This window comes from Geobacillus sp. E263 (genome assembly GCF_007197795.1).
Classification (GTDB): domain Bacteria; phylum Bacillota; class Bacilli; order Bacillales; family Anoxybacillaceae; genus Parageobacillus_B; species Parageobacillus_B toebii.
The window spans coordinates 1,593,847-1,620,414 of the sequence record NZ_CP041632.1 but is presented as its reverse complement, the minus strand read 5'-3'; the positions used below and the strand labels follow the sequence as shown (position 1 = coordinate 1,620,414).

The 26,568-nt window shown below is 43.5% G+C and carries 25 protein-coding genes, 2 tRNA genes and 3 pseudogenes; 4 read left to right on the top strand and 26 right to left on the bottom strand.

Annotated elements, in window-relative coordinates:
- Window positions 1-258: 258 nt before the first annotated feature.
- On the top strand, window positions 259-894 hold the full coding sequence (locus FNL97_RS08440) for an FMN-dependent NADH-azoreductase (RefSeq protein ID WP_143415473.1): 636 nt from the start codon (window positions 259-261) through the stop codon (window positions 892-894).
- Window positions 895-1,027: 133 nt separating this feature from the next.
- Here FNL97_RS08440 and FNL97_RS08435 read toward each other — a convergent pair.
- From FNL97_RS08435 to FNL97_RS08380, 12 genes and pseudogenes are all read right to left on the bottom strand, one after another.
- Window positions 1,028-1,120, bottom strand: a tRNA-Ser gene (locus tag FNL97_RS08435).
- A gap of 81 nt (window positions 1,121-1,201) precedes the next feature.
- Window positions 1,202-1,275 (bottom strand) — tRNA-Pro (locus FNL97_RS08430).
- Window positions 1,276-1,538: 263 nt separating this feature from the next.
- A complete protein-coding gene (locus FNL97_RS08425) occupies window positions 1,539-2,519 on the bottom strand; it encodes an ABC transporter permease (RefSeq protein WP_062754692.1) in 981 nt (326 codons plus the stop codon).
- Entirely contained in the window at window positions 2,512-3,429 is a 918-nt protein-coding gene (locus tag FNL97_RS08420) for an ABC transporter ATP-binding protein (RefSeq protein WP_143415472.1), read from the bottom strand. Before FNL97_RS08420 ends, FNL97_RS08425 begins: the two co-directional genes overlap by 8 nt.
- Entirely contained in the window at window positions 3,426-4,220 is a 795-nt protein-coding gene (locus FNL97_RS08415; RefSeq protein WP_015863994.1) for an SGNH/GDSL hydrolase family protein, read from the bottom strand. The genes FNL97_RS08420 and FNL97_RS08415 overlap by 4 nt, the downstream gene beginning before the upstream one ends.
- Window positions 4,221-4,402: 182 nt before the next feature.
- Window positions 4,403-5,356 (bottom strand): MBL fold metallo-hydrolase, encoded by a 954-nt coding sequence (locus tag FNL97_RS08410; protein WP_143416306.1) that lies wholly within the window; start codon window positions 5,354-5,356, stop codon window positions 4,403-4,405.
- A gap of 259 nt (window positions 5,357-5,615) precedes the next feature.
- The gene (locus FNL97_RS08405) at window positions 5,616-6,500 is read right to left on the bottom strand and encodes a sulfite exporter TauE/SafE family protein (protein WP_062677448.1); all 885 of its coding nucleotides are present in this window, start codon (window positions 6,498-6,500) and stop codon (window positions 5,616-5,618) included.
- A gap of 213 nt (window positions 6,501-6,713) precedes the next feature.
- Window positions 6,714-7,019 (bottom strand): annotated as a pseudogene (locus FNL97_RS08400) (type I glutamate--ammonia ligase); the annotation flags it as partial.
- Window positions 6,923-7,231 (bottom strand): ABC transporter permease, encoded by a 309-nt coding sequence (locus tag FNL97_RS18385; protein WP_286173527.1) that lies wholly within the window; start codon window positions 7,229-7,231, stop codon window positions 6,923-6,925. The gene FNL97_RS18385 and the pseudogene FNL97_RS08400, both read right to left, overlap by 97 nt.
- A 6-nt stretch (window positions 7,232-7,237) precedes the next feature.
- Complete coding sequence (locus tag FNL97_RS08390; protein WP_015863997.1) at window positions 7,238-7,624, bottom strand: gamma-glutamylcyclotransferase family protein; 387 nt, start codon at window positions 7,622-7,624, stop codon at window positions 7,238-7,240.
- Between the two features lie 233 nt (window positions 7,625-7,857).
- Entirely contained in the window at window positions 7,858-8,058 is a 201-nt protein-coding gene (locus FNL97_RS08385; protein WP_143415470.1) for a cold-shock protein, read from the bottom strand.
- 200 nt (window positions 8,059-8,258) lie between these two features.
- On the bottom strand, window positions 8,259-8,816 hold the full coding sequence (locus tag FNL97_RS08380; RefSeq protein ID WP_062677452.1) for a thioredoxin family protein: 558 nt from the start codon (window positions 8,814-8,816) through the stop codon (window positions 8,259-8,261).
- Between the two features lie 313 nt (window positions 8,817-9,129).
- Here FNL97_RS08380 and FNL97_RS08375 point away from each other — a divergent pair, with 313 nt between their 5' ends.
- Window positions 9,130-10,140 (top strand): LLM class flavin-dependent oxidoreductase, encoded by a 1,011-nt coding sequence (locus tag FNL97_RS08375; RefSeq protein WP_143415468.1) that lies wholly within the window; start codon window positions 9,130-9,132, stop codon window positions 10,138-10,140.
- Window positions 10,141-10,788: an MOSC domain-containing protein gene (locus FNL97_RS08370; RefSeq protein ID WP_143415467.1), complete on the top strand. Its 648-nt coding sequence runs from the start codon at window positions 10,141-10,143 to the stop codon at window positions 10,786-10,788.
- A gap of 34 nt (window positions 10,789-10,822) precedes the next feature.
- Here the strand turns inward: FNL97_RS08370 and FNL97_RS08365 are convergent, their stop codons facing one another.
- The 8 genes and pseudogenes from FNL97_RS08365 to FNL97_RS08330 form a co-directional block, all read right to left on the bottom strand.
- Window positions 10,823-12,619, bottom strand: coding sequence for an ABC transporter ATP-binding protein (locus FNL97_RS08365; RefSeq protein ID WP_143415465.1), 1,797 nt, complete (start codon window positions 12,617-12,619; stop codon window positions 10,823-10,825).
- Window positions 12,600-14,336, bottom strand: a pseudogene (locus FNL97_RS08360) (ABC transporter ATP-binding protein). The gene FNL97_RS08365 and the pseudogene FNL97_RS08360 overlap by 20 nt, the downstream one beginning before the upstream one ends.
- Window positions 14,337-14,634: 298 nt before the next feature.
- Complete coding sequence (locus tag FNL97_RS08355) at window positions 14,635-15,066, bottom strand: STAS domain-containing protein (protein WP_062754706.1); 432 nt, start codon at window positions 15,064-15,066, stop codon at window positions 14,635-14,637.
- Window positions 15,059-15,490 (bottom strand): ATP-binding protein, encoded by a 432-nt coding sequence (locus FNL97_RS08350; protein WP_143415463.1) that lies wholly within the window; start codon window positions 15,488-15,490, stop codon window positions 15,059-15,061. The genes FNL97_RS08355 and FNL97_RS08350 overlap by 8 nt, the downstream gene beginning before the upstream one ends.
- 40 nt (window positions 15,491-15,530) lie before the next feature.
- Window positions 15,531-16,982 carry a SpoIIE family protein phosphatase gene (locus FNL97_RS08345; protein ID WP_205729491.1) on the bottom strand — a complete coding sequence of 484 codons (1,452 nt, stop codon included), beginning with the start codon at window positions 16,980-16,982 and terminating at the stop codon, window positions 15,531-15,533.
- Between the two features lie 184 nt (window positions 16,983-17,166).
- On the bottom strand, window positions 17,167-18,264 hold the full coding sequence (locus FNL97_RS08340) for a GerAB/ArcD/ProY family transporter (RefSeq protein WP_143416304.1): 1,098 nt from the start codon (window positions 18,262-18,264) through the stop codon (window positions 17,167-17,169).
- Window positions 18,265-18,277: 13 nt separating this feature from the next.
- Complete coding sequence (locus FNL97_RS08335; RefSeq protein ID WP_143415461.1) at window positions 18,278-19,486, bottom strand: Ger(x)C family spore germination protein; 1,209 nt, start codon at window positions 19,484-19,486, stop codon at window positions 18,278-18,280.
- Window positions 19,483-21,114: a spore germination protein gene (locus FNL97_RS08330; RefSeq protein ID WP_143415459.1), complete on the bottom strand. Its 1,632-nt coding sequence runs from the start codon at window positions 21,112-21,114 to the stop codon at window positions 19,483-19,485. The genes FNL97_RS08335 and FNL97_RS08330 overlap by 4 nt, the downstream gene beginning before the upstream one ends.
- A 128-nt stretch (window positions 21,115-21,242) precedes the next feature.
- Here FNL97_RS08330 and FNL97_RS08325 point away from each other — a divergent pair, with 128 nt between their 5' ends.
- Complete coding sequence (locus tag FNL97_RS08325) at window positions 21,243-21,467, top strand: YczF family membrane protein (RefSeq protein ID WP_143415457.1); 225 nt, start codon at window positions 21,243-21,245, stop codon at window positions 21,465-21,467.
- Between the two features lie 35 nt (window positions 21,468-21,502).
- On the opposite strand, the pseudogene FNL97_RS08320 reads toward FNL97_RS08325, so the two are convergent.
- The 6 genes and pseudogenes from FNL97_RS08320 to FNL97_RS08295 form a co-directional block, all read right to left on the bottom strand.
- Window positions 21,503-21,997, bottom strand: a pseudogene (locus tag FNL97_RS08320) (HAD-IC family P-type ATPase); the annotation flags it as partial.
- Between the two features lie 36 nt (window positions 21,998-22,033).
- The gene (locus tag FNL97_RS08315) at window positions 22,034-23,116 is read right to left on the bottom strand and encodes an RNA-guided endonuclease InsQ/TnpB family protein (protein ID WP_143415455.1); all 1,083 of its coding nucleotides are present in this window, start codon (window positions 23,114-23,116) and stop codon (window positions 22,034-22,036) included.
- A 94-nt stretch (window positions 23,117-23,210) separates the two neighbouring features.
- Entirely contained in the window at window positions 23,211-23,375 is a 165-nt protein-coding gene (locus FNL97_RS08310) for a hypothetical protein (protein ID WP_286173524.1), read from the bottom strand.
- A gap of 129 nt (window positions 23,376-23,504) precedes the next feature.
- A complete protein-coding gene (locus FNL97_RS08305) occupies window positions 23,505-25,217 on the bottom strand; it encodes an ABC-2 transporter permease family protein (RefSeq protein ID WP_143415453.1) in 1,713 nt (570 codons plus the stop codon).
- Window positions 25,192-26,091 carry an ABC transporter ATP-binding protein gene (locus tag FNL97_RS08300; protein WP_143415451.1) on the bottom strand — a complete coding sequence of 300 codons (900 nt, stop codon included), beginning with the start codon at window positions 26,089-26,091 and terminating at the stop codon, window positions 25,192-25,194. Before FNL97_RS08300 ends, FNL97_RS08305 begins: the two co-directional genes overlap by 26 nt.
- Window positions 26,057-26,473, bottom strand: a complete 417-nt coding sequence (locus FNL97_RS08295) for a GntR family transcriptional regulator (RefSeq protein ID WP_062677690.1) — start codon at window positions 26,471-26,473, stop codon at window positions 26,057-26,059. The genes FNL97_RS08300 and FNL97_RS08295 overlap by 35 nt, the downstream gene beginning before the upstream one ends.
- Between the last annotated feature and the right edge of the window lie 95 nt (window positions 26,474-26,568).

The window sequence follows — 26,568 nt, the reverse complement described above, 5'->3', positions numbered from 1 at the left end:
GTGAATCATGTCCGCAACGAAGACATTTCACTCCTTTCTCCCCCCTTTTTATTTTCCTTTTACATACATTTCGTCATAAGATGCTTATGTTCCTGCTGACGCATCATCTTTTTTCTTAAAAGTAAATTACTTTACAAAAGTAAGTTAGTTACATTATTATATTTGCGTTAAAACACTATGCCATTGATATTACATGGATTTCCATAGTGTTTGTTGTTTTCATTCCACGCTATTTATACTAACGAAAGGAGAAAGAACATGGCTAAATTATTGTACATTACAGCAAATCCAAAACGGGAAGAGGAATCTTACGGCTTATCCGTTGGAAAAGCGTTTCTTAACGCTTATAAACAACAAAACCCGCAAGACGAGATTGTCGAATTAGACCTTTATCGTACTGACATCCCTTACATTGATGCCGATGTATTAAACGGCTGGGGCAAATTGCAACAAGGGCATACATTTGAACAGTTAAGTGCAGAAGAAAAACAAAAAATCAGCCGCATCAATGAGCTAACCGATCAGTTTATCAACGCAGATAAATATGTGTTTGTCACACCGATGTGGAATTTTAGTTTTCCACCAAAAATGAAATCTTATATCGATACAATCTGCATCGCAGGCAAAACGTTCCGTTACACGGAAAATGGTTCGGTAGGGCTATTAACAGGAAGAAAAGCGGTGCACATTCAAGCACGCGGCGGAATTTATTCAGAAGGACCAATGAAAGAAATGGAATTCGGAGACCGTTATTTGCGGGCAGTGCTCAGCTTCATCGGCATTACTGATGTTCAGTCCATTTTTGTCGAAGGAATGGCGCAATTCCCGAATGAAGCAGAGGCAATTAAACAAAACGCGATCAAGCAAGCAGAACAAGTTGCGAAAAACTTTTAACAAAATGACCTGCTCCTTTGGTAAGGGGCAGGTCATTTTCTATTCTTTCTATTAAAAATAAAAAAGCTTGCCGATGACATCGACAAGCTGTATGATTTCAAATTAGTATAATATGTAGTTAAAATAATGATAATGGCGGAGGAGGAGGGATTCGAACCCCCGCGGGCTGTGACACCCCTATCGGTTTTCGAAACCGACCCCTTCAGCCAGACTTGGGTACTCCTCCACTTCGTTGATGGAGCCTATCGGACTCCTGCGTGCGGGGCAGGCGCTCTCCTAGCTGAAAGAAAGCCCCATCACGAAATGATCGGGAAGACAGGATTTGAACCTGCGACCTCACGGACCCGAACCGTGTGCTCTACCAAGCTGAGCTACTTCCCGTTCATATCGATTGTTCTCTCGTTAGCGCCAATTAGTATTCTATATTAAAAAAATAGGGTAGTCAATACTTTTTTAGTAAAAAACTTTTCGAATAAAGAATAACGCATCCTGACATGTTTTCGCCAGCATTTTTCTACGTATATGATGTACAATCTCTATCATGTTCGTGATCAATCGTCGACTAACCAAGCCACCATCCCAATCATCTTTTTAAGAGAAAAAGGGACTCTCCTCTTATGTCAGAGGAAAGTCCCCCTCTATTTTCAATATACATCCCGCTTCGTAAAGACGATAAATGAAATCACGAGTGCTGCAAGTCCCCACACCGCCAGCACCGTCATGGAAAACCCGAGCGTCATGCCTTCAATCGGTGGCGCTGTCCCATTGACATAATCCGTAAGGCGAAGATTGACCATAAACAAATATTTTGCCGATTCCCACGAAGACACCATATTCGATAAAATCGCTCCGGAAATCAATGCCGCAAGCATAATGCCCATCACTGCGGCGGTGCTGCGCATCAATACAGAAAGCATGAACGTCAATGTTCCAACGACAATCGAAACAAACCAAGCAAGCCCTAGTTCGATTAACACGTACTTCCATTGTGGAAGCAAATGTACCCCTTCCGTATTAAGTTCTTCACCGTTAATGGTAAAACCAGTTAGTAACGGCAGCCGCCATCCTTGATACCCAAATACAATCCCCGAAATCAAATAAGAAAGCAGAGCGACCATCAATAAAATAAACGAAATCGATAGAAGAAGCGCTATGTATTTGCTAAGCAAAATCGTTCCGCGTTTGACCGGTCTTGTAAGCAGCAGTTTAATCGTTCCTATGCTTGCTTCTGAGGATACTAAATCCGCCGCGACGACCATCATTAAAAGCGGAAGAAACAAATCGATCGCGTTTTCAATAAACATGCGCATAAACGTTGGCGCACCGGGAGCGGATGGATTAATGTCATGTTCCAAATAATATTGTTGCTGCTGAAGGCGAATGTGCAAATATTTGCGCCATTCTTCCGAAATGCTGCTTGAATTCAGACGGTTTTGCGCGTCAATAATTTGCTGTTGCAGCTGCGTCCGCCAATCTGTTGTTCCGAGCCGTTCCTGTATTTCCTGCACCTGCTTATATTGCGCGTATGTAAAAAGGACAACGAGTACGGCGACAATCGCCGCAATTACCGATAACCGCTTTTTGCGGACAATTTTCAGCATTTCGTTGTACACGAGGTTACTCAATCGCATCCCCTCCCGTTAATTCAATAAACAAATCCTCCAGTGTCGGCAGTTTCGGCTGAATTTCATGGACGTGTACTCCCGCTTCTACTAGTTTTTTGTTCCATATAGCTAAATTCTTTCTTTCATATGGAGTCACCAGCCTATCTCCTTGAATGGCGACAGGCGACGTTTCTTTCTCTAGTATTTCTTTCGCTGTTTCGATGGGGGCGGCTTTCCAGACAACTCGCGCTTGTTCTTTAAGCAGCCGTTCCACCGTGTCCACCCGAAGCAGCAGCCCTTTTGCCATAATCGCCACGCGGTCGCACATTAATTGAATTTCGCTTAACAGATGTGAGGAGACAAGCACGCTCAATCTTTCTGATTCTGCCAAAAAGCGGATAAATTGGCGCATTTCGCGAATGCCGGCAGGATCAAGCCCATTGGTCGGCTCGTCCAAAATCAGCACTTTCGGCTTTCCTAGCAGCGCCTGCGCAATGCCGAGACGCTGTCGCATCCCAAGTGAATACGTGTTCACCCGATCGTGAATGCGGTTTTGCAAACCGACTAACTCCACCACTTCCATGATTCGTTCTTTTGGAATATCGGGAACCATGCGCGCAAAGTGCTCCAAATTTTCCCATCCACTTAAATACGGATATAATTCTGGATTTTCGACAATGCAGCCGATATGGCGAATCGCTTTGGTAAACTGACGCTTTAGGTCATAGCCGCAAATAGAAATATGTCCCGATGTTGGCTTGATAAGCCCGACAAGCATGCGGATGGTGGTCGTTTTTCCCGCGCCATTCGGTCCTAAAAACCCAAATACTTCACCTTCCTTCAGTTCAAATGAAATTCCTTTGATAATTTCTTTGCGGCGAATTGTTTTGCGTAAATCGGTTACGACAAGCGGTGCGTGTGTTGTCGTCATTGTTTGTCCTCCTCCGTCCACGTAATTAAAGAAGCGACACGTTCGCCAATGCGTTTATAGCCTTCCTTATTCGGATGGAAATGGTCGCTGTACAAATAATCATTCACATGAAGCTCAAACAAATCGAATATCGGCACAGCAATGATATTTGGATAGCGAGCTGCCGTTTCTGCCGAAGCAAAATTCCACTGCCTTACGATCGCGGATGTCTTCTTTGCGTCACCGAGGTCGCTAAACGGATTGTATAGCCCGATGTAAAAAACAACTGCATCTTTATTGACGCTGCGAATCGTTTGAAAAATACGGTCTAAGTTGTGTAAATACGCGTTTTTTGCCTGCTCGATTTGCTTTGGCGCAAGCTTTAGCGCTTCTCCGCCTTGAAACAAATCATTCCCGCCGATCGTCATCACGATGATGTCAGCCATTTTTAGCTGCCTCTTTATCTCAGCTTGTCCTAATTGCTTAAGGAGTCCGTCAGATCGCTGTCCTTTAATAGCCAAGTTTGTTACACGAATCGGTTTCGTTGTTTTTTTACGGAGAGAATCGACCATATAGCCAATATACCCTTTTCCGCTTTCGTCTCCCGTTCCCCTTGTCAGCGAGTCGCCAAGAGCGACAATGTAAATTTCACGGTTGTCCGCTTTTTTCTCTTTTGTATATTTCGTCGTGCCTGCTGGCGGCATCGCGGCGGAAAAAAATTGATCTTGAATGCCCATGGCAAAACCGCCAAGCCATAATATTCCCGCCAGCACGGATACAATCGTGATGGTGCTTACAATACCGCGTCTCATGCAATCATCCTTTCTTATCTTTGTTACTTATCATACAATATTTTCATCCAGGCTACACCTTTAGACTCTCCGCATTTGATAGTAAAAAGCACGCCGTTATAAAACAGCCGCCACAATGAAAAAGCTTGGTGATTTCACCAAGCCGTTCTTACTGGATTATGTTCAAACAAATTTCTAGTGCCTTACCGTTTTTGCGAATAATCTACAATTCCCATCGAACATACTTGTAAATCGAGACGGATGATGTCATACGCTTCTGATGTCGGTGAAATATTTCTTTCTTGCAAGAAAGCGCTGACTTCTTCATACAGCTTGCGAAAAACCGCTTCAGCTTTTTCCTGCATCGATGCGCCAGGCATGTTGGCAATCGCTTTTTCTCCTGCTTCGACAAACTTTGGAAGCCAAAAACGAAGCTGTTCAAACGCTGCGCGAGGGTTTTCTAGCATGCCAAAATGACCGAAATAAATGCGTTCAGGTTGAAGCTGCTCCAATCGCTCTGCCGATTGCAGCATCGCCTCTGGCCGGAATTGGTTCGGAGAAGTGGACGGCAAACAATATTCAAGCCCATCTTTTAGCAATTGCGGATAAAACACTCCGATCGTATCGCCAGTAAAAACACCGCGGCTGCGCGAATCGTAAATCGAAAAATGATGGTTGGAATGGCCAGGCGTATCCAAAAACGTCAACGTACGCTCACTGCCGAGCGTAAGCGTATCACCATCTTCTTTCACGATGAGACGATCCTCTGGAATCGGTACAACCGGGGAAAACAATTGGTCAAATTTTTCCCCATACACCGCCTTTGCTCCTTGGATTAACCGTGATGGATCTGCTAGATGCCGCTTCCCTTTCGGATGAACAACAACAAGGGCGTTCGGACATTTTTCAAGCAGCACGCCAGCGCCGCCAGCGTGGTCCAAATGAATATGTGTCACAATAATATAGCGGATATCCGCAGGATCAATTTGAAGCGCTTCTAGTCCTTTTAATAAATACGGAACAGAAGGGCTTGGACCTGTCTCAATAATAGCAAGCTCTTCTTCGTGAAGCACATATGTACCGGTGCGCTCTGCAACTCCTAAATCAAACAGATCAATCATCGAAATGTTGTGCCCTAAATCACGAGGTTTTTTCATCATATCATCTCCTACTTTTTATCTTTACTGAATATTCTACCAAATTACATATAAATAGAGAAACTATATTATTTTAAAAAATGGAAAAGGACATGAACCGATTTCAAGCAAAGACAACTTTGAAATCCATCGTTCATGCCCAATGAAAATTGTTCCATTGTAAAGAAGCGTCTATAATATTCGCAGCTAACAGGAGAATTTAGCGATCAGTACAATGCGGAACTAAATATCCTTTGCGAAAAAAATTATTCAACTGTCATTATGACGCAAGATGATTAGATAGAGACGCTTTTCGATGTGTGCGGATTGCCCACCATATCGAAACAGCCCAGCCAAATATGATGATTGCGTAAATCGTTGCATGCCAATTTCTAGGAGTTTCCCATGCATGAAGCAAGGTGCGAATGTTTGTGAAAATGATGATGCCTCCAACTAGAACCCCAAGCAAATGGGATGGCATCTTACGAACAAGCCACGCGGCGATTGGCGCAGCGACGATTCCCCCTAACATTAGCGTTCCTACCCAAAACCAATTGACTTGTTCCCAGCCTAACGAAATGACGAATCCAATGGTAGCGGATAAAGCAACGGCAAATTCCGACGTATCAACTGTTCCCACCACTTTTCTCGCTTCCATTCCTTTATTCGCAAGAAGAACAGGGGTGGAAATCGGGCCCCATCCTCCTCCGCCAGTGGCATCGAGAAAGCCGGCCACTAAACCAAGAGGAACAAGCTGCTTATTCGAAAATTTCCGCGGTGGTTGTTGATCTTGTCTAGGTGAAAGAAATAAAAACCGATACATAATATAAAACCCAAGCGCCAACAAAAATAGTGAAATATATGGTTTAATGACATCCCCTGGAAGATTGCTTAAAAAGCAGGCACCGAAAAACGCGCCAAGCGAGCCGGGAATAATTAATTTGATCACCATGTCACGGTCGACATTTCCAAATTTAATATGAGACGCGCCTGAAGCTGCAGTTGTGACCACTTCCGCTAGATGCACCGAGGCGGAAGCGACCGCCGGAGCAATCCCGAACGCAAGCAACAGTGTTGTTGATGTAACCCCATACGCCATTCCGAGCGAACCGTCGATGAGCTGAGCGATGAATCCAACAATCACAAACACGATTAACTTTTTCATTTTTTCCCTCCACCTAAAATAATCGAAATATTCCTATTAATTTATACATTAATACCAAGTAATCAAAGTTGTCAACTATGAATTATAAAAAAACAAAACAGGGTTCAGACCCATCGTCTGAACCCTGTTTTGTCCAAGTGTAAACCAACGGAATTTTATCATGTGATCATCTCCCCCTTTACTTTCGTTTCGAGGGGGGATTGGGGAAAAATATTAAAATTTGGCTTGATATTGTTCAACTTCCCAAGCATGCACAGCGGTGCGATAGCTGTCCCACTCCGCTTTTTTCATGGCGACATATTCACCGAATACGTGATCACCTAGGGTTTTGCGACCGATTGTGCCGTTTTCGAATTCTTGAATTGCCGCTCCTAAACTAGCTGGAAGATTTTCGATGCCAAGTTCGGCGCGGCGCTCTTCTGTCATATGGAAAATATCTTCATCAATTGGCGCCGGAACCTGCAAACCTTTTTCGATTCCGTCCAACCCAGCGGCAGCAATGATGGCAAACGCACGGTAATGGCATACCATTTTTCCAAAGAAAAAAGGTAGGAAATGCAAAACCCTAATATTAATAATTGGATAAATCCGCGTAAAGCGGACCAAATAATCTCTTTTTCCAATTTTAACGACTGCCGGTATGAGATAAATACCGGCACAAGAATAAACAGCCATATGATGAAAAGCGATGTATTATTGATTTGATTCAATAAAGACACCTTCTTTCCCATACGCCGCTAGTTCATATGCCGATGCCGCCATGAACCTGACGGAATGAAAGGAAGGTGTGCCGCTTTGCTTTTCGGATACACATACACGTAGCCTTCGATTGGCTGTTCAATGTCTTTCACCCAAACCCGCTCGTATTCGTTATATTGGCTGCCTTCTTCATATTCTTCAAGCTCATCCATCGCTTTCAGCCCTTCTTTTGTTACGGTAAACCATTCGCCGATTACTTCGCCTTCTTCTTCGATAACGAGCGCGGGGTATGCACCGACGTCATATAAGCGCCCTTTCACTCTTCCTGGCTGAATATGGCGAATGTACGGTGCCGCAATATGATGATTTTGTTCCCCGACTAGCAGTGTTCCGTATACAAATACACGATACAGCAGCGGTCTCATTTTTTCTCCCCTCTAGGTTTATAAGTTTACATAATAATATTACGGTTATATGTAAAGTAGAAAATTATATCTACTACTAACCATACCGAAAAAACAAAAACAATGGAAGCCCTGCCTCTCATCCATCCTTGCAGCTCCGAAGCTGCGCCAGTGTGAATTTGTCTTTTCAAAAGGAGATGACCGCCACAACAAAAGTGATACCGCCAAAAGCAGTATCACTTTTGTTTTATCACTTATGCTTTTTGAACGTTTGCCGCTTGTGGGCCACGGCCGCCGTTTACGATATCAAACGTAACCGTTTCGCCTTCTTCCAACGTTTTAAATCCTTCGCCTTGGATCGCCGTGAAATGAACGAACACATCATTGCCGCCATACATCTCAATAAATCCATACCCTTTTTCCGCATTAAACCATTTTACTTTTCCTTTATTCATTGGGATTCCTCCAAAATAAAAAGTTGACCATCGTTCCGTTACCGATAGAAAAAAGCCGTGCGCTCATGCAAGAAAGGGAGCATACATAAGAAGGCCCTTTCTTTGAATGAGGCACGACTTATTACGATCCTTCCATATAACGAACGAAATGGCGCTTCGTTAATAATACTTTATAAACAAAAGAAAGTCAAGATTTTTTGCTATTCTTTCCATTTAATGCTGCAACCGATGCTTGGCTTTTGTTTTTCCGGCACTGGTTCGCCATTCAATAATGCGTCTAATGCCGCGCGAATCGATTCTCCTGTAACCGGAATGCCGTTATTTGGCCGTGAATCATCCAACTGTCCGCGGTAAACACATTTTAAGTCGCGGTCAAAGATATAGAAATCCGGCGTGCACGCTGCTTGGTACGCTTTCGCTACCTCTTGGGTTTCATCAAATAAATATGGGAACGGATACCCTAATTCTTCTGCCACTTTTTTCATATTTTCCGGCGAATCTTCTGGATATTTTTCGACATCGTTGGAATTAATGGCGACAAACGTAACTCCTTTTGGCTGATAATCATTAGCAAGACGGACAAGTTCATGCTGTACATGTTTTACATACGGGCAATGGTTGCAAATGAACATAATAACTGTTGCGACATCCGATTTGATATCTTCTAAACGGACTGTTTTTCCATCCACCGCATTCACTAGTTCAAACGATGGTGCTTCTTTTCCTAACGGAAACATATTGGATTCAACTGCTGGCATACATCCACACCCTTTCCAAATTTTCTGCTTGTCTTATTATACCAAAGCAGCGAATGTGTTCACAAATTCTCCGCCTAAATGGACAAAGAATAGCTGCATATGATATCGCTTAGGCATTTAGAAAAAGGAGTAGTCATTTTACGGAGAATCAACAAGCACAAAAACGGAAGAAAACGCTAAACTAAAAAAGAACTAATGCGTTCGTAGCCCTTTGCGTTGCGCAAGGATTTTTACCGGATAGGCAAATAAATAGACAATTTTTTGCAATCGAAACATAATAAAAATAATTACAATAACAGAAAGGATGTTTTTGATGCGCCTTAAATTAAGTGTGTTAGACCAATCGCCAATCGCGGAAGGCATGACAGCGGAAGAAGCGCTTGCTAATACCGTCCGGCTCGCGCAATTTGTGGAAGAGCTTGGCTATGAACGTTTTTGGGTATCAGAACATCATGATACAAACAATCTCGCCGGTTCATCTCCGGAAGTGCTGCTCGGTCATATTGGTGCAAAAACGTCCCGCATTCGCATCGGTTCCGGCGGGGTGATGCTACCGCATTATAGCGCATACAAAGTAGCAGAAAACTTTAAAGTTCTCGAAGGGCTTCATCCCGGCCGGGTTGATTTAGGGGTCGGAAGAGCGCCTGGAGGCATGCCAATCGCAACCATTGCCCTCCAAGAAGGGAAACGAAGAGACATTGACCGCTATCCACAACAAATTGATGACTTGCTAGCATACTTGCATAACGATTTGCCTAAAGAACATCCGTTACATGGCTTAAAAGCTACACCAAACGTACAAACAGCACCGGATGTATGGCTTCTCGGTTCGAGCTCCTCAAGCGCCATATTAGCAGCACAAAAAGGCCTTCCATATGTATTTGCGCAATTTATTAACGGCGAAGGTGGAGAATATTACACAAAATTGTACCGCGAACAGTTTGTTCCATCGAAATATTTGGACAAGCCGCGCAATATGGTCGCTGTATTTGCCATTTGCGCCGAAACGGAAGAAAAAGCGGAATGGGTGGCATCAAGCCTTGACCTATCGCTTCTGATGATTGAACAAGGCATGGCTTCGCACGGCATCCCAAGTCCGGAAACAGCAATGTCTTACTCCTATAGTCCGTATGAAAGAATGCGTATTCTCGAAAACCGAAAACGGATGATTGTCGGCTCGCCGAAACAAATCAAAGAACAGCTTTTCCGGTTAAGCGAAGCATATGAAACGGATGAAATCATGTTAGTAACGATTACGTATGATTTTCAAGATAAATTAACATCATTCCGATTAATCGCGGAAGAACTATGGGGAGGAAAATAGATGAAAGTAATTTCTATTAATGTAGGAAAGCCAAAAACGGTAATGATCGATGGAAAACCGCTCACAACTGGAATTTTTAAAGAACCTGTGTCGGGACCGCTCTTCGTGGCAAAACTTAGCTTCACTGGAGATGGGCAAGCGGATTTAGTACATCACGGCGGACGTGACAAAGCGATTTGCGCCTATCCGTCTGAGCATTTTACGGAATGGGAAAAACGGTATCACCGCCCATTTTCTCCCGGAGCGTTTGGCGAAAACCTTACTCTAAAAGGACTGACGGAAGACGAAGCATGCATCGGCGATATTTTTTCCGTCGGAACAGCCGTCATCCAAGTATCCCAGCCAAGACAGCCATGCTTTAAGCTTGCCAAGCGGCACGGTCTGCCGGACCTTCCACTTGTGGTGCAGCAAACGGGGCGGACCGGCTTTTATTTTCGCGTGTTGCAAGAAGGCGTCATTCAGCAAGGCGATCCACTGATACTAGTCGAACGCCAACCATCCCGGCTATCGATTGACTATGTTAACCGAATTTACTACGAAGAAAAGAACAACGTGGAAGCGATGCGGACAATCCTTGCCGAACCCGCTTTATCGGAAAGCTGGCGCAACGTATTTGCCGCAAGGATTTCCGCCGCCGCTAACTCTTAAAAAGAAACGCCTTGTACGCGCGTACAAGGTGTTTTTACGATACTTCCCCTTTTTGCAAATGGCGATGATACAAATCGTAGTAAAACCCTTTTGCCTTAAGCAGCGATTCATGCGTGCCTTGCTCAACGATTTTCCCTTCATGTAACACGAGAATGCGGTCCGCGTTTTGCACCGTATTGAGGCGATGGGCAATGACAAAACACGTCCGCCCTTTCATAAGCCGCTCGAGCGCTTCTTGAATTTTCATTTCGGTCATTGTATCAATGTTGCTCGTCGCTTCATCCAAAATTAAAATAGATGGATTGGCGACCATCGCACGCGCAATTGCTAACAGTTGTTTTTGTCCTTGGCTAATGCCGCTGCCATCTTGCTTCAGCACCGTATCGTAACCGTTTGGCAGTTTGGTGATAAACGAGTGCGCATTCGCCCATTTTGCCGCTTGTTCCACTGCTTCATCACTTGCATCTAATCTTCCGTATCGAATGTTATCGCGAATCGTTCCTTCAAATAAAAACGTATCTTGCAAAACAAACGCCATATGGGCGCGCAAGCTTGCGCGTTTAATAGTACGGCTATCGTGCCCATCGATAAAAATATGACCGCGATCCGGATCGTAAAAGCGGGCTAGCAGCTGTAAAATCGTCGTTTTTCCTGCACCGGTCGGACCAACGAGCGCCACCGTTTCTCCTGGAGAAACCGAAAAGCTGACATTGCGAATGACATCTCGCTTTTTATCATAGGAAAATACGACATGGTCAAATTCCACTTTTCCTTGTATATGGTTGAGCGAAATCGCTCCCGTTTCGTCCCGTTCTTCTTTTTCCATATCTAAAATTTCAAATACTCGTTCCGCGCCAGCCAGCGCCGAAAGCAGCGTATTCCATTGGTTCGCCAAATCATTTAACGGGCGTGTAAATTGGCGTGCATATTCGACAAACACAACAATGACGCCGATTGAAATCATCCCTTTAAGCGCTAAAACACCACCCACGCCAGCAATAAGACCAAAGCTGGCGTTGTTTAGAAAGTTCATTAGTTTCGGGATAAATCCCGAATACGTTTGCGCCCAAAATCCCGCTTGCTTCAACTGCTCATTTTTTTGTAAAAAGCCATCAATCATTCTCCGCTCTTGCGAAAACATTTTTACGACTTTTTGCCCAGAAATGACTTCTTCAATAAATCCGTTCATCTCTCCTAAACAACGTTGTTGCTCACGAAACCGTTTCTGCGTGCGATTCGTAATCCATCGCATCCCAATGTACATCATCGGGACAACTAGCAAAGTGACAAACGTTAGAAGCGGGCTTAGCCAGAGCATGACGCAGATCGCTCCGACAAGCGTAAGCGTGCTTGATATTACTTGGATGACGGTACTATTAAATGTTTGGCTCATATTATCGATATCGTTTGTAATCCGGCTCATTAATTCCCCTTGCCGGCGCTTGTCAAAAAATGAAATCGGCAGTTCATGAAAATGGCGAAACAGCTGTTTCCGGATCGCATAAATCGTTTTTTGGGCAATTCGGATCATCCAATAGTTTTGCAAAAAAGTTGAGGCGGAAAGTGCCACATAAATAAAAAGAAGAAGCGCTAAAACAAGAAAAAAACCGTCTGTCTGCTTCGTGACAATATATGTATCAATCGCTCTTCCTACTATATATGGACCAAGCAGACTTAAACAGGAACTTACGATCACCATTACAACAACCGCAATAAGCCATCCTTTTTGAGGCGAAAGAAATGACCAAAGCCGCTTTAATGTTCCTATGTTGTCTTTTGCTTGCTGCTTTTGTCCCGCAGCTGCCATGGTTCTATGTCGCGGTCGTAACATTCGTGCCCCTTCTTTCCTAATTGCGATGCTACAATTTTCCGGTACAGCTCGCTTTTCTCTAACAGCTCATCATGGCTGCCTTTTGCTAAAAGCTTGCCATCGTCTAACAAGAAAATCGTGTCTGCTTCCATCGCCGTTTGAATTTTTTGTGTAACAATGAATGTGGTACACGTATACCACTTTAACTCCTTCAGCAATTTTGCCTCTGTTTTTAAATCTAGCGCGCTTGTGCTATCATCAAGCAATAAAATTTTCGGCATTCCAACAAGTGCCCTGGCAATCGAAAGGCGCTGTTTTTGCCCGCCAGACAAGTTTACCCCTTTCTGCCCAATCATGTCTCATATCCATTCGGAAACTTCATAATCGTATCATGAATTTGCGCATGTTTCGCCGCTTGGATCATCTCTTCCATCGAAGCATGTTCGTTTCCGAAACGAATGTTTTCGGCAATCGTTCCGGAAAATAACAACACTTCTTGTGGAACGAAACGGATGGAAGCACGCAACTGTTCTTGTTTCATTTGTCGAATATCGATGCCATCGATCATCACTCGCCCATCCACCGGGTCGTATAAACGAGGGATCAACTGAAGCAAAGTTGACTTTCCTGAACCGGTCGCTCCTAAAATCGCCACTGTTTCATGAGGGCGAACGACAAACGAGACATCTTTTAAAACGAGAACACGGCTATTCGGATAGCGGAATGACACATTCTCAAAGCGGACTTCTCCTTGTTCGACCGCTTTATTGCATGCCTGTTTATCATCTTCGATATCCACTTCCACACTTAACACATCCGCAATGCGCCCAGATGATGCTTTAGCACGCGAAAATGCCATCGTAATGAATGCAAACATCGATAACGCCGAAGTAATACGAGTCGTATAATTGACAATTGCCACTACTTGACCTGCCGTTATGCTTCCTGCTTGAATATCGATACGACCGATGAAAAGAATGACAATAATCGCCATATTCATGACAAATAACAATACAGGGGTAATCGTTTCTACTAAACGTAATACACTGATTGTCCGTTTCATTAGCGTTTCGTTCGCTTTTATAAACCGCTCCTGCTCGTACGTTCCTCTCATCCACGCTTTAATGAGGCGCATCCCCGCTAAATTTTCGCGCATCACGCTGTTGACACGATCAAGCGCTTGTTGCACGATCGAAAAAGATATAACCGCTTTTTTCATCATCCATAAAAGGAACATCACTAACATCGGAACGGCAACAGCAAGCACAAACGCCAGCTGAACGTGAACGGCAAAAGACATGACTACCCCAAATACGACAAGAAGCGGCGCCCTTAAGGCAATTCGCAAACTCATAAACACCATATTTTGTATCTGCGTCACATCGTTCGTCATTCTCGTGATCAGCGAAGCAGTTGAAAAGCGTTCCAAATTCGCAAACGAAAACGATTGAATTTTTTCAAATAAATGTTTTCGAATCGCAAATCCGTACTCTTGGCCCACGTAGCTAGCAGCAAAAGAATTGGCAATCCCAGCAGCAAATGACAAAAGCGAAGCGCCGAGCATGACCGCTCCCCACGTCCAGACGACAGAAAGGTTTTTTGCCATTACTCCATCGTCAATAATTTTCTCCATCAACAACGGCTGCCATAATTCTACTAACAGCTCAATCAGCATGAGCGACCATGCAACGATCATCCATTTTCGATACGGTTTTAAGTAAGATAGTACTTGCTGCATCCTTTCACTCCCCCGTACCTGTGATCTCAACCCTCTGCATGAGGAAAGTCGGCACTAAAAAGTTTTTCCTGCGCCTGCGTGCAAACATTCACTCTTGTTCGGCCAAACTTTTATGGACAAACACCTCATTGGTGTTTAGCGCCCTGTCGGTTCGGTTCAAAACCGTTTTTCTCCCGATGGCTTAAGTCACGGGATTTCATGTGTAAAATTTAGTTACCATAGCGAATGACCGAGGGAGTGTCACTTTTTTGACATCGATGTTGCAGAACATTTTGTTTACCGATATCCATTAAAGTTGTCAGTTCCGTTTCCGGTAGTTAGCCCAAATTTGCATAAACATTTCTTGGTCAGCAATCGCTCTGTTTTGCGAAGCAAAAAACTGGATAATATCTTGTTCGTTTTCCACGATTGGAAACAACTTATGAAATTTCGCAATCATCAATAGTTTTTCGACTGTTTTATTCGATGAAACGACAAAGACCACTTTCTTTTTCTTCGCAACTTCCTTTTTTAAAAAATGGATTAATAGTGCCAAACCGGTACTGTCGATAAACAGAAGCTCATGGACATCAATAATGACGATATCTCCCTTTATTTCCGCCAATGCCATTTGAATCTTTTGTCTAGCAAGCTGCTGCGTGCTGTAAACCAACTTCCCTTTCAGCAATATTTTTTCATATTGTTCTAACGATGTAATTTTCAGTTCAAGAGTGGATATCCGACTATCCATTGCGCCCTCTCCTCATTTTCATCGCAATTGTGCATTTTCCATTTTCTCGCCGTTCAAACCATATATCATCCATGGTTTCTTTAATCAGCAAAAGCCCGCGGCCAGATTCAGCAAGCAACATATCTTCAAGGCTTTTCTCCCGCATTCGCTCAATTTGTTTGATAGGAATTCCGCTGCCTTCATCCGTAACAGTGACAGTTACATCCTCTTCCGTAATTCGCAAAGATAATACAAATGTATTCTTTTCTGTTTCTTCTCCCGATTGTCTTATTGCTGCCACTGAATTAATAACCGCTTCATGAACAGATAACACAAACATATCGCGATCGTGAACCGAAAAAAAACGAGCAATTTGTTCCGCTAGCAAATCGCAAAAATCAATCGCCTCGTCCGTCGCTTCACATTGAATCTTCATTTCGTACATTGCTTTACACCCACTGATCATTAATTTCAAGAAACGATCGTTATTGAATCGTAATAGATAATAAGCATATATCATCGGCAGGATTCATTGGCGATCGACTATGATCAATCAGCATATGCAAAAATTGTTTATCTGGTAAATGGCTATACATTTTTGTATAGTTGCGAATTTTATTCATGCTTTGTAAAATGGATGAATCCATTTCATCTAAAATCCCATCCGTGTATAAAAATAATCTTGTTCGTTTTTGATAATGAATAACTTCTTTTTCAAACGGGACGGAAAACGGACTGCCAATCGCTAGTCCTCCCTTATCCAATTCAATGATTTCTCCATCTTCCGTAACCAACAATCCAGCAGGATGACCTGCATTCGTATATTCAATCTGCTTTTTTTTCGTATCAATCACTAAATAGATCATGGAAAATAAATATCTTATTCCATTTGCGTCGTTAGGAAATAAGTTTTGTACATGCTTTTCGAGTTCTATAGCGACATACACTGGATCGATGACACGCACAATTAATCCCCTTAATAGTGAACGAAGCAACATGCTGACAAGCGAAGAGGAAATGCCATGTCCCATCACATCAATAATAATGACGCCATAGCGGTCATAATCAATTTGGTAACATGCATACAAGTCGCCAGACAAGTCATCCGATGAAATATAAATGGCATCCATCGTCACTGCATCGTTTTGTATCGGAGGGGTTAACACGCTTTGTTGAATTTTTTTCGCAAGCTCCAATTGCTTCTTATACTCTGCTTCTTTTTGTTTTTGTTTTGTGATATCCATAACCATCATCATATATCCCGTAACATTTCCATCCGAATCAGTAACAGGAATGGCAGAATAAGCAACGTCCACGAACGTTCCATCTTTTCGTCTAACTGTGCGTTCGCCTGTTGAATTTTTTAACTGATGAGAAAACATCGCTATGCATTGAGGATGATCATGAAAAAACGAGAAAAATTGCCGGCCGATCACTTCTTCCCGTTTCCATCCAAACAATGTTTCTGCGGCATTTCCCCAATCCATTACCGTCATATTTTTACATAACGGAATAACAGCAATGGGAGCCGTTTCATAAATAGCTTGAAGCATTTGTTCTGATTTTGGTGAACGAATAATTGTTTCCACATCAGAAAAACGCCAGACGTAAAATTCGTCCGCTGTACCTGTGAGTGAATAAACCGTTAACATTCGGACTAATTTCCGGTCATTGTCAATAAGATGTTCAATTTCTCCTTCCCAATAGCCGTTTTCCAACACTGATTTCCAGATTAATTCGTACTTCTCAACATAATGTTCATCGGAAAGGAGAATTTGAAAGGATTGACCGATTAACTGTTCTTTGGAATAACCGGTTAATGTTACCGCTCCATCGTTTGCTGCCACGATAATTTTATTCCGATCTGTGATGACAATTCCTTCGCTTGTATGATGACCGCATGTTTTTCCTTTCACCTGTGAATCTAGTTTCACCATTGTTCAACCCTTTTTCATCGTAATCTTTCAAAAATACATAAAATTCCTTCTTATGACAAAAGGCCACCTTCAAAAAGGAGACCAGTTTTCCCAAAAATAAAAAGTTTTCTTTTTATCTATTTCGATTATCATACTTTTTTTCCTGCTTTTTTTCATCATAGAAGTAAGTATTTTTTCTTCTTTTTTATTGTTTAAAATAGCGGTGACGGATGGCGGCAATAATGAGCAAACATAACGGGATGATAATTTGCAGTGGTACATGCATATAAATTGTCACCATTTTCAATCCTTCTGTAATATGTTCCGGATAGTTGCTTGCAATGGCGATCGATAACAGCAAAACCATTAGCCCAAGCGGATATACGAGACGCTGATGATTTTGAATGCGAAATACATTCGCTGTTCCAATCACCGCAGCATAAAAAAATACGGATACTTTAAAAAATCCGCCAATAATAAGGGCAATCATAAAAAATATATCCAGACGCTCCAAAAAATTCGCAACTCGAATTCTCCGTATCGTGTCTAAAAGTGGAAACGCAGAACGGGCGACAACATCCGCTCCAAGGACGGCAACGTTGATCGTCATAATGATCGCCAAATTAAGACCGCTTAACACCATACCTGCTATCGCCGCTTGTTTCATTTTTTCCGGGTTATTCATATATGGAAACAACATCGTAAAAACAATCATTTCCCCAAATGGAACGTAAAGCGTCTCGGAAAACACAACTTTAAATACCCGTTGCCATCCATCTTCCAACATCGGTTGCAGCCGATGGAGATCCACCAGTCCTGCAGAAATGACTAAAATCAATCCAGATACTGCGAGGAGATAAAGCAAGGTAAGAAACAATTCCCCCGTCCGCGCAATGACCTCAATCCCTTTATAAACGCCATACATCACCGTTAATATCATAATCGCATTTAAAATAAAGAGCGGTGTTTCTGGATACGCAAACGTTAACAACAGATCGCCAAAATCACGGAGGACCCGGGAAGCAATATAAAGAAAATAAACAATATATGCAAACGCCAAAACTTTACCGATCCAAGGGCCAGTAATGTCTTGCACATACGCAGTCAATGGGGCATTTGGATAGTAACGATAGAGACGGTAATAAATAAAAAACAATAATAAACCAAATGTTAAACCTAATAATATCGCAAGCCAAACATCTTGTTTGGCGCCTACACCAAGCGGAATGACGGTAGCACTTCCGTGTTCAAACAGTATGATTAATACAAACAATTGCCGTGCGTCTATCTTCGCTCGTTCCATCATTTCACCGCCCTCACTGTCCAAATAGGTACGATTTCGTTCGCAATCCTGTCCGGCGAATAAACGCTTCTACCGTTACATTCACCTCTAGCTGCGGAAAATAGTGATCATGCCAATCTGATTTCATTGTTTTCCATTGCCGCGGATAGGAACGATAGACAATATCTCCAAACCCAAAGATATCCGTTTTTGCTTTTTTTGCTTCTTCTATCGCTTTGACCACTTCCTTCTTTATACTTTTTTCCGCTTTTTTTTCTAATGCAAAAATTTGCTTAGGATTGGTAAAATCAATGGAGCCAAACTCTTCGCCGATATCTCCCTCTGCCTGAATATGAATGGAAATGGATGGTTTTCCTTTTTTCATATGCGCCGCTACGCTCGTTTTGGCACGAACGACTTTATAGACAGCTGCTTCTTTTTTCTCTTTCCATTCGATCGTAACGCCTGTTTGTTCCATTTTATCAAGAATCCATAACACTCCACGCGCTGCTTCGCCATTAATCCATCTGACAAGTTTATCATCTTTAAACATCGCTAAACCATTGACATTCAATCGTGCATCAGGTTCAGAAGCTTGCACGTTTGTTTGCCGTTTTCCTTTTTGCACGCTCCCAACAATCTCAACACCGCTAATGATAGGCGCTTTTCCTGGAGAAGCAAGATCGTTAATTATTGTTCCTATATCAACATTAATCGATTGCCCCCATATTTTTTCAGAAAATTGTAATGTTTTTATAATTTGATTTGCTGGAATTTTATCAATGGGCGTTAATATTTTGAGAACCTCTTCCGCTGAATGATGCCGGGCGATCACGACCATTGCTGTCGCGCGAAATTCACTATTTCTTTCGAGTGCATCAAACAATCTGTTGACTCCTTCTTTTGCCACTTCTTCACCAATAACCACTAAGTTTGTATGCGCATAATAGATAAGCCGCGATAGTTTTTTGGACGCTTTCCGGCTTGCCTCGACGAGGTTGTCTCCTGTTGCTTTGTAGATGGAAACCGGCACCCCGCCACTACCTCCACCGCTCCGTGTCGAACCAGCAACGTTTCCTGGGTTGACAACTTGAAATATCATCACATACTTTCCATCCTTCGTTTTATCAATTCCGACAGCGATGACAAATGCCAAATCGGTCAGCTCTTTTTTGCTCCAACATCCGGAAAGAACGGTTGCACATAACAGAAGTAAAAGGGTGATTGCCATTTTTTGTTTCATGATTGCTCTCCCTCGTTTTTCTCCTGACGGTTCGAAGCAGGCGACTGAGGTCGTTGCTGTTTTCTTTGGCGAATAATATTTTTCTGGTTGATTAAACGTGGCCGTTCTTTAAACGCCCATGTCGGCACACGGAAAAGCGTATCGCCCATGTTGGATGGAATAAACGGAGCAAGCGGTGACATATATGGAACGCCAAAGGAACGAAGACTGCATAAATGAATCGTCATCACCAAAATTCCCATAATAATGCCGTAAAATCCAAACATGGCGGCAAGAAACATAAGCGCAAAACGAATGAGGCGCGCAGAAATTGCAATCGCAAACGAAGGGGTCGCAAAGCTTGCGATTGCCGTAATAGAAACGACAATCACCATCGCCGATGAAACAAACCCTGCCTCCACCGCCGCCTGTCCGATGACAAGCGCTCCGACAATCGAAACAGCCTGACCAACAGCACGCGGCAAGCGCACCCCTGCTTCCCGCAAAATTTCAAAAATTACTTCCATTACCAACGCCTCGACAAACCCCGGAAATGGAACTGACTCCCGTTGAGCAGCGATCGCAATGACAAGCGTAGTTGGGATCATTTCTTGATGAAACGTCGTTGCTGCAATATAAATCGCCGGGGCAACAAGTGAAAGAAAGAAAACAAGAACACGCAAAAATCGAAGTGCTGTTGCAATATCAAAGCGAGCATAATAATCTTCAACCGCTTGAAAAAATTGGATAAACAAAGCGGGTGCAATGAGCACAAATGGAGTTCCTTCAACGAATATGGCCACTCTACCTTCGAGAAGATTGGCTGCCACCACATCCGGCCGCTCTGTATGATACGTTGTCGGGAAAGTGGTAAATGTTTGATCTTCAATTAATTGTTCGATATATCCCGATTCAAGGACACTATCAATATGTATGCGGCGAAGCCGTTTTCTGACTTCCTCTACGATTTCATCGTTGGCAATTCCTTTAATATACATAATGGCAACGTCCGTTTGTGTCACTTCGCCAATTTTCATTGTTTCGAGCCATAGATTCGGATTTTTAATGCGACGGCGAATGAGGGTGGTGTTCATGCGCAGCGATTCCGTAAATCCATCGCGCGGACCGCGAATAGCTAGCTGTGTTTGCGGCTCTTCAATCGCTCGATATTCTCCCCCACTCGTACTTGCACTTAAAGCAAACGTCACTCCATCAAGAAGAATAATCGTCTCCCCTGACATAAGTGCCAAAAATAAATCAACCCACTGGGAGATGCGCTCGATTTTGCCGACAGCAGCCAGTTTTTTTTCCATAAAGAAAAACGTATCTTTCGGGGATAAGGTAGTCGGAAACGTTGCTGTCATAAGCGGTTCCAACAAAAATTGATACACATTTTTTTCATCGGCAAGCCCATCGATAAAAATGAGAGCAGCACGAATCGAACGTTCTTGTCCAATCGTAAAACGACGGATGACAATATCGGAACTGTTTCCTGTCGTATGGCGAATGATATCGATATTCACATCCAGCAGCGAATGAATCGGCTCATGCGGAATATCTTGGACTTGACCGCTTTGATCGCGTTCTTGGCGTGTTGCCGCTCCTTGCTTATCTTGTTGTTTTTTTCGCAATCCCCACTGAAACAGCATCGTACTCCCCTCGCTCCAACTCATTTACTTGCCATTATAGACAACAAAGGGGGGTGAATATACGATCAAAGAATGATTCCATGGTAGAAAACAAAAACTAAAGAAAAAAACAACAGTAGGTGGATTCAATGAAAGTGCTAGGCATTTCATTGTTCATTGGCAGCATTTTAATCGGTCTCGCCATTGAAATGGATATGTTAATGGGTTTTACATTACGTCAATCGATGCGCAACGTCCTGAACCCATTTCGTGTCATGGAAACACCGGAAACGTTTATTTTATTTTTCATTTTATTGTTATGGGTGCTCGATGTGTTAGCGGCGCTATTTCTTCAAAAACAAAAGAAAACGTAAAAAAGGTTTCTTGCCAAGGCAAGAAACCTTTTTTATCATTTGCTGACCGCGCCTAGACGAAGCAGCCGCATCGAATTGAGCAATACGAGCAGCGTCGCTCCCATATCCGCAAAAATGGCCATCCATAACGTAAGCCAACCTGGAATAATCAGAACAAGTGCCAGCACTTTTAACAAAAAAGCAATCGCAATGTTCTGTTGAATAATGCGCATCGTTTTCCGTCCTAACCGAATGGCATATGGGAGTTTCCCAAGATCATCGCCCATTAAAACAACATCCGCTGTTTCTAACGCTACATCTGTTCCAATATCCCCCATGGCAATGCCAATGTTTGCCGCAGCGAGCGCGGGAGCATCGTTGACACCGTCGCCAACCATCGCGATACGTCCTGATTGTTGCTGTAGCATTTGAATCGCCGTCAATTTTTCTTCTGGAAGCAATTCAGCGCGAATATCGGTAAGCGGAAGGGAAGAAGCAATGGCCCGCGCTGTCGTTTCGTGATCGCCGGTTAACATGATGGTTTGAGTCAACTACCCAACGGCTAAAGCCGTGGGCTTGCAACTAGCCTAATTGGCTACCGCGTTCGGCTGGTTGACAGCAGCCCTGCGGATGTTTTCCGCAGCCACGTTGTCGGCAGGGGCAGCGTACCCACAAGCTCGACAACAAAACTGATCCCTTGACGGTCTGTTTTCTTTGGCCACATGTCCGCAAACCGGACAGGTGCGGGAAGTATTTTTTGGATGAACCAATACCACCGGCACGCCAGCGATCGCCGCTTTATACTCAATAAACTTTCTCAACTGATAAAAAGACCAAGAAGAGTGTTGACGACGCTGTTGCTTTTTAACCGTTTTCTCGGTGCGTTGGCGGATGCCCTTTAAATCTTCAAGGGCAATGCCGCATCCGAGTGCCTTTGCCTTTTCAACAATCTTCTTGCTAATGCAGTGGTTCACATCACGGGCAAATAGTTTTTCCTTCTTGGAACGCTTTTTAAGCAGGCGTTTCGCTGACTTGGTGCCTTTCTTTTGGAGTTTGGCGCGAAGTTTCGCATGGCGGCGGCGCAGCCCGTTGACCTTCGAGCCGGAAAATACCTCACCGGTGCTATCAACGGCGATATTAATGATGCCAAGGTCTACACCGATAAATCCGTTTTCGGAATTGGGCTGGCCTTCGGGAACGTCCACCACGAGCAGTAAATAAAAAATACCGTTTTGAAGGACTAAATCGGCTTGACCCCGAACACGGTTGCCGCACAGCAAACCTTGATGGTAGCGGCTAATGACCATAGGGATTTCCATTCTTCCTTGCAAGGTAAGGATGGAAGCATACTCTAACCCTTTAAAGGACAGGATTCTTTCATCATACACGATGGCACCGGTTTCTTTAAAGTTATGCAAGGTTTTTTTATCCAAACGATAGCTTTCCGACACTTTGCCGATGGCACGAACGGTCATTTGGGCAGAGAGGCCAAATTTTTCCCTGACGTCATAGTAGCAAAGCCGCTGGATTTTCGTTTTGGAAAAGGTTCTGGAGCGAAAAGCAATCTCGCTAATATAGTTGCATGCTTGGTTAAACCGTTTCATTGTTTCCAGCAGCGCATGAAACTGTTCAAGAGTTGGCATTAATTTAATCTTGAGAGTGCAGAGCATTCTTGATTCACCTACCTTTCTAAATCCAGTGTACTTATATTGAACGAAAAATTCAATATATATTAAAAATATAAACCCCGCCTTCCTCTCACAGCTAAAGCAGTGGGCTTCCGGCGGATGTTCTCGTGATTTTTAAGCGCGTCGCATCGGCAAGTGCTTTAAACAGCTGTTCCACCCCGCTGATTTCATTGATGCGCTGCCGGACGGCATCCACTTTTTCCGCGTTAATGGAAAATACTTCACATACATCGTTCGCCATCTTGTCACCTTCATTCAAATATTCATTTGAATATAGTATATTCCTTCATCAACAAAAACGTCAATTCATTCAAACGATAATTTGAATGTTTTTAAATCAAAAAAAGGGAATCACAATGATTCCCTTTTATCATTCCGCATTCCCCCTGGCTTTTTCGAGCAGATGGTGGTCTTTGAGCCATTTTTCGACATGAGTATACGTTTTTTTCCATTCAAGATGGATGATATCACCGTCGCTTTGCAGCAATTCAATATCCCCCTCCCATACGTTGTCATCCAGCATTGCGCTTGCCGGCTCTTCCATTAAGTCGGCTTTTAACGCTTCGATAAATGAATCAATTTGCTGCGGCTCGATGATCGTCAACGTTTTCTCGCCCGTTTCCGGGGTGTGGAAGGCAACTTGGCGAATCGGCGAATATCCTTGATCGCGGAGCAATAAATAATAGTTTTTCTTATACTCTTTCGATTCTAAAATTGGTTGGAAATAGGAAAAATATTGATCGCTAGGCACATGGTACTGACGAATCATCCGCTTGCCGTCCTTTAGCACATAGCCGATGACCACTTGTCTTTGTTCCGTAAACGGCGACGGTTTTGGCTGATCGTTGACTAACTGTTGGTGAAACGCGTAGATGGCGTGAATGTTTTCCTTTTCCTTTAAAAATTGGTTTTCTTGCTCAAACGGCTCATACGAACGTTGGCCATTCTCGACAAAATCATAAACGGAACCGCCGAAATAGACTTGGCGGATATCCTCTAGCGCCGGCAGCCGTTTTTCATATCCGGTTATATCCAGATGAACCAAAATGCCAATGACCACCATCGCCGCGGCAAAATAAGCGTACCCTTTCCACTTATGGAAAACGCGCCATGTTTTTTCGATAATCATTTCGGCAACGAAAAAGCCGATAAATGAGAAGGTGATATATCCGAACACAATCCAGAAAAACTGGTTTTGTGTAACGCCGAAATAAAAACCGCCAAGAAGCATCGTACAAAAAGCGACGCCGTACTTAAAGACCGGACGAAGCACCGGAAACGCCAGCGCCTGCGTCGCCGCCTCGCTATGCCGTTTTTGGTACAGCCAAATCGCGAAAATAAGGAACAACATCATCAAAAGCAGATAAACAAGCGATTCCCCTGCCGTCAACGGTGCTGCTTCAAGCTGCCAATAGCGGAAAAATGGAACAATTTTCTCCAGATTTTTCGATAAATAATAATCAGCCGGGAAGCCAACCAATAAAAACGAAGTATTGGTCAATAACAAAACAGTGATGCCTGCCGGGAATAAAAACAAAATGTAAGTAAATACGACTTGCAGCGTCGACATGCCTGTCATTATGCCAACAAAAACAGAAGCTGCAAAAACAAACAGTTCCATAATCACCGTTTCCCACATCCAGCGGATGATGTCACCGATGGCAAGCGGCATGGAAAGACTTAATCCATAGCGACAAACGATGGTAAGCAATGAAATAAGCGCGATCGGGAGGACAACAAGTCCCACTCCAAACACAGTTTGCTGGCAAAACAACTCCGCTCGCTGCACAGGCAAGCTATGCATAAAATCAGAGGATTGTTTTCCTTGCATGTAACGAAATAACAGTGTGGCTAACAACACTGGCAGCGTAAAAACGATCATCGTTTGAAATTCCGCAGAAATGCTGTATAAGTTTTCCCATTCCGGAAAAATACCGCCATCTTCCTGCTGGGAGTAAGCCATCAATAATTGCAGCGGAATGGCGGCGAACCACAGCAAGAAATGCACGATGCCAATCCATCCGACGCTGCGAAGATTTTGCACCAAAAGCCCGCGATTAAACGATAATATTTTCGATGGCATAGCCGACATCCCCCATTTCGTAAATGAAAATTTCTTCGAGCGTAAGCGGCAGGATATCGAAAATGAGCGGCTGAAACGGCTTAATATAAGAAATGATTTCCTGCTTTTCGCCGCGCACAATAAGGAGAAGGACGCTGCCGCGCTGCTCTTTGTAAACGATATCAAGCTGCTCGGCAAATTGCTTTGGAATTCCATTCCGAAAAGCGACTTGAATTTTATGGATATCGGTTTTCATCGCATCCAGCTCTTTTTCAAACAGCATTTCTCCCTCATGCAAAATGCCGATACAGTCGCAAAGATCTTCCATCTCCCGCAAGTTATGTGAAGAAATAACCACTGTCATTTCGCGTTCAGCGACCTCTTGGACGATAATATTTTTCACTTTTTGTCTAACGACCGCATCGAGCCCATCAAGCGGCTCATCCATGATGAGCACGTCCGGCATCGTTGAAAAGGCGAGCCAAAACGCGGCTTGACGCTGCATTCCTTTTGAAAACTGGTGAATTTTTTTGCGCGGGTCGAGCAAAAATAATTCTTGTAATCTTGTAAACCGCTCCCGATGAAAAGATGGATAGACGCTTTCGTAAAACGCAGCCATTTGTTCGATTGTTGTTTGCGGGAAAAAATATACATGATCCGGCAAAAACATGATTCGACGCTTCACTTCTGGATTTTCCCATACTTCTTCTCCATCAATGAGCACCGTACCATGATCAGGACGGATAATGCCAGCCATCATCTTTAGCAATGTCGTTTTTCCGGCGCCATTGGAGCCGAGCAGGCCGTAAATTCTTCCCTTTTGCACTGTCATGTTCACTTTGCGAATCGCTTGAAAGCGATCAAATGTTTTCGTTACGTTCGTCAAGTGAATCATCGGTTTCTCCCCCTCTCTCCCCTTGTTCCGCTTGTTCAATCCATTGTAGCACTTCCTCTTTGGCCACCCCTAAAAAAAGCGCCTCGGCAGCTAGGCGGACAATATCGTGACGAATGGCTTCGATTTTTTCTTGGCTTGCTGCTTTTGGCTGCGGAGAAACAAAGTTTCCCTTTCCTGGAATTGAATAAATAAACCCTTGGTGCTCTAATTCCCGATACGCTTTTTGAATCGTGTTTGGATTAATCGTCAATTGTTTCGCCAACATCCGAACGGATGGCAGCTGCTCATGCGGTTTCCATATTTCGCGGATGATCATTTCTTTCATTTTTTCGACCAGCTGCTCATAAATTGGCTGGCGGCTGCGGACATCTAACTCAAACATCCCCCTCCTCCTTTCACTTTCTGTACCAACTGTACTATCAATAATAGTACACTTATAACAGACAAATGACAAGTACTTTTCATAAATGTAAAAAA

Coding starts and splice junctions, on each gene's coding strand:
- FNL97_RS08305 (WP_143415453.1), bottom strand. CDS start 25,217: ATGCCATCGAAAATATTATCGTTTAATCGCGGGCTTTTGGTGCAAAAT.
- FNL97_RS08365 (WP_143415465.1), bottom strand. CDS start 12,619: ATGTTACGACCGCGACATAGAACCATGGCAGCTGCGGGACAAAAGCAG.
- FNL97_RS18385 (WP_286173527.1), bottom strand. CDS start 7,231: ATGGGAAAGAAGGTGTCTTTATTGAATCAAATCAATAATACATCGCTT.
- FNL97_RS08310 (WP_286173524.1), bottom strand. CDS start 23,375: ATGGCGAACGATGTATGTGAAGTATTTTCCATTAACGCGGAAAAAGTG.
- FNL97_RS08380 (WP_062677452.1), bottom strand. CDS start 8,816: ATGCCAGCAGTTGAATCCAATATGTTTCCGTTAGGAAAAGAAGCACCA.
- FNL97_RS08330 (WP_143415459.1), bottom strand. CDS start 21,114: ATGCTGTTTCAGTGGGGATTGCGAAAAAAACAACAAGATAAGCAAGGA.
- FNL97_RS08370 (WP_143415467.1), top strand. CDS start 10,141: ATGAAAGTAATTTCTATTAATGTAGGAAAGCCAAAAACGGTAATGATC.
- FNL97_RS08410 (WP_143416306.1), bottom strand. CDS start 5,356: ATGAAAAAACCTCGTGATTTAGGGCACAACATTTCGATGATTGATCTG.
- FNL97_RS08420 (WP_143415472.1), bottom strand. CDS start 3,429: ATGACGACAACACACGCACCGCTTGTCGTAACCGATTTACGCAAAACA.
- FNL97_RS08295 (WP_062677690.1), bottom strand. CDS start 26,473: ATGTTTGAGTTAGATGTCCGCAGCCGCCAGCCAATTTATGAGCAGCTG.
- FNL97_RS08415 (WP_015863994.1), bottom strand. CDS start 4,220: ATGAGACGCGGTATTGTAAGCACCATCACGATTGTATCCGTGCTGGCG.
- FNL97_RS08315 (WP_143415455.1), bottom strand. CDS start 23,116: ATGCTCTGCACTCTCAAGATTAAATTAATGCCAACTCTTGAACAGTTT.
- FNL97_RS08350 (WP_143415463.1), bottom strand. CDS start 15,490: ATGTACGAAATGAAGATTCAATGTGAAGCGACGGACGAGGCGATTGAT.
- FNL97_RS08375 (WP_143415468.1), top strand. CDS start 9,130: ATGCGCCTTAAATTAAGTGTGTTAGACCAATCGCCAATCGCGGAAGGC.
- FNL97_RS08345 (WP_205729491.1), bottom strand. CDS start 16,982: ATGGTGAAACTAGATTCACAGGTGAAAGGAAAAACATGCGGTCATCAT.
- FNL97_RS08300 (WP_143415451.1), bottom strand. CDS start 26,091: ATGATTCACTTGACGAACGTAACGAAAACATTTGATCGCTTTCAAGCG.
- FNL97_RS08385 (WP_143415470.1), bottom strand. CDS start 8,058: ATGAATAAAGGAAAAGTAAAATGGTTTAATGCGGAAAAAGGGTATGGA.
- FNL97_RS08335 (WP_143415461.1), bottom strand. CDS start 19,486: ATGAAACAAAAAATGGCAATCACCCTTTTACTTCTGTTATGTGCAACC.
- FNL97_RS08440 (WP_143415473.1), top strand. CDS start 259: ATGGCTAAATTATTGTACATTACAGCAAATCCAAAACGGGAAGAGGAA.
- FNL97_RS08325 (WP_143415457.1), top strand. CDS start 21,243: ATGAAAGTGCTAGGCATTTCATTGTTCATTGGCAGCATTTTAATCGGT.
- FNL97_RS08340 (WP_143416304.1), bottom strand. CDS start 18,264: ATGGAACGAGCGAAGATAGACGCACGGCAATTGTTTGTATTAATCATA.
- FNL97_RS08405 (WP_062677448.1), bottom strand. CDS start 6,500: ATGAAAAAGTTAATCGTGTTTGTGATTGTTGGATTCATCGCTCAGCTC.
- FNL97_RS08390 (WP_015863997.1), bottom strand. CDS start 7,624: ATGAGACCGCTGCTGTATCGTGTATTTGTATACGGAACACTGCTAGTC.
- FNL97_RS08355 (WP_062754706.1), bottom strand. CDS start 15,066: ATGGATAGTCGGATATCCACTCTTGAACTGAAAATTACATCGTTAGAA.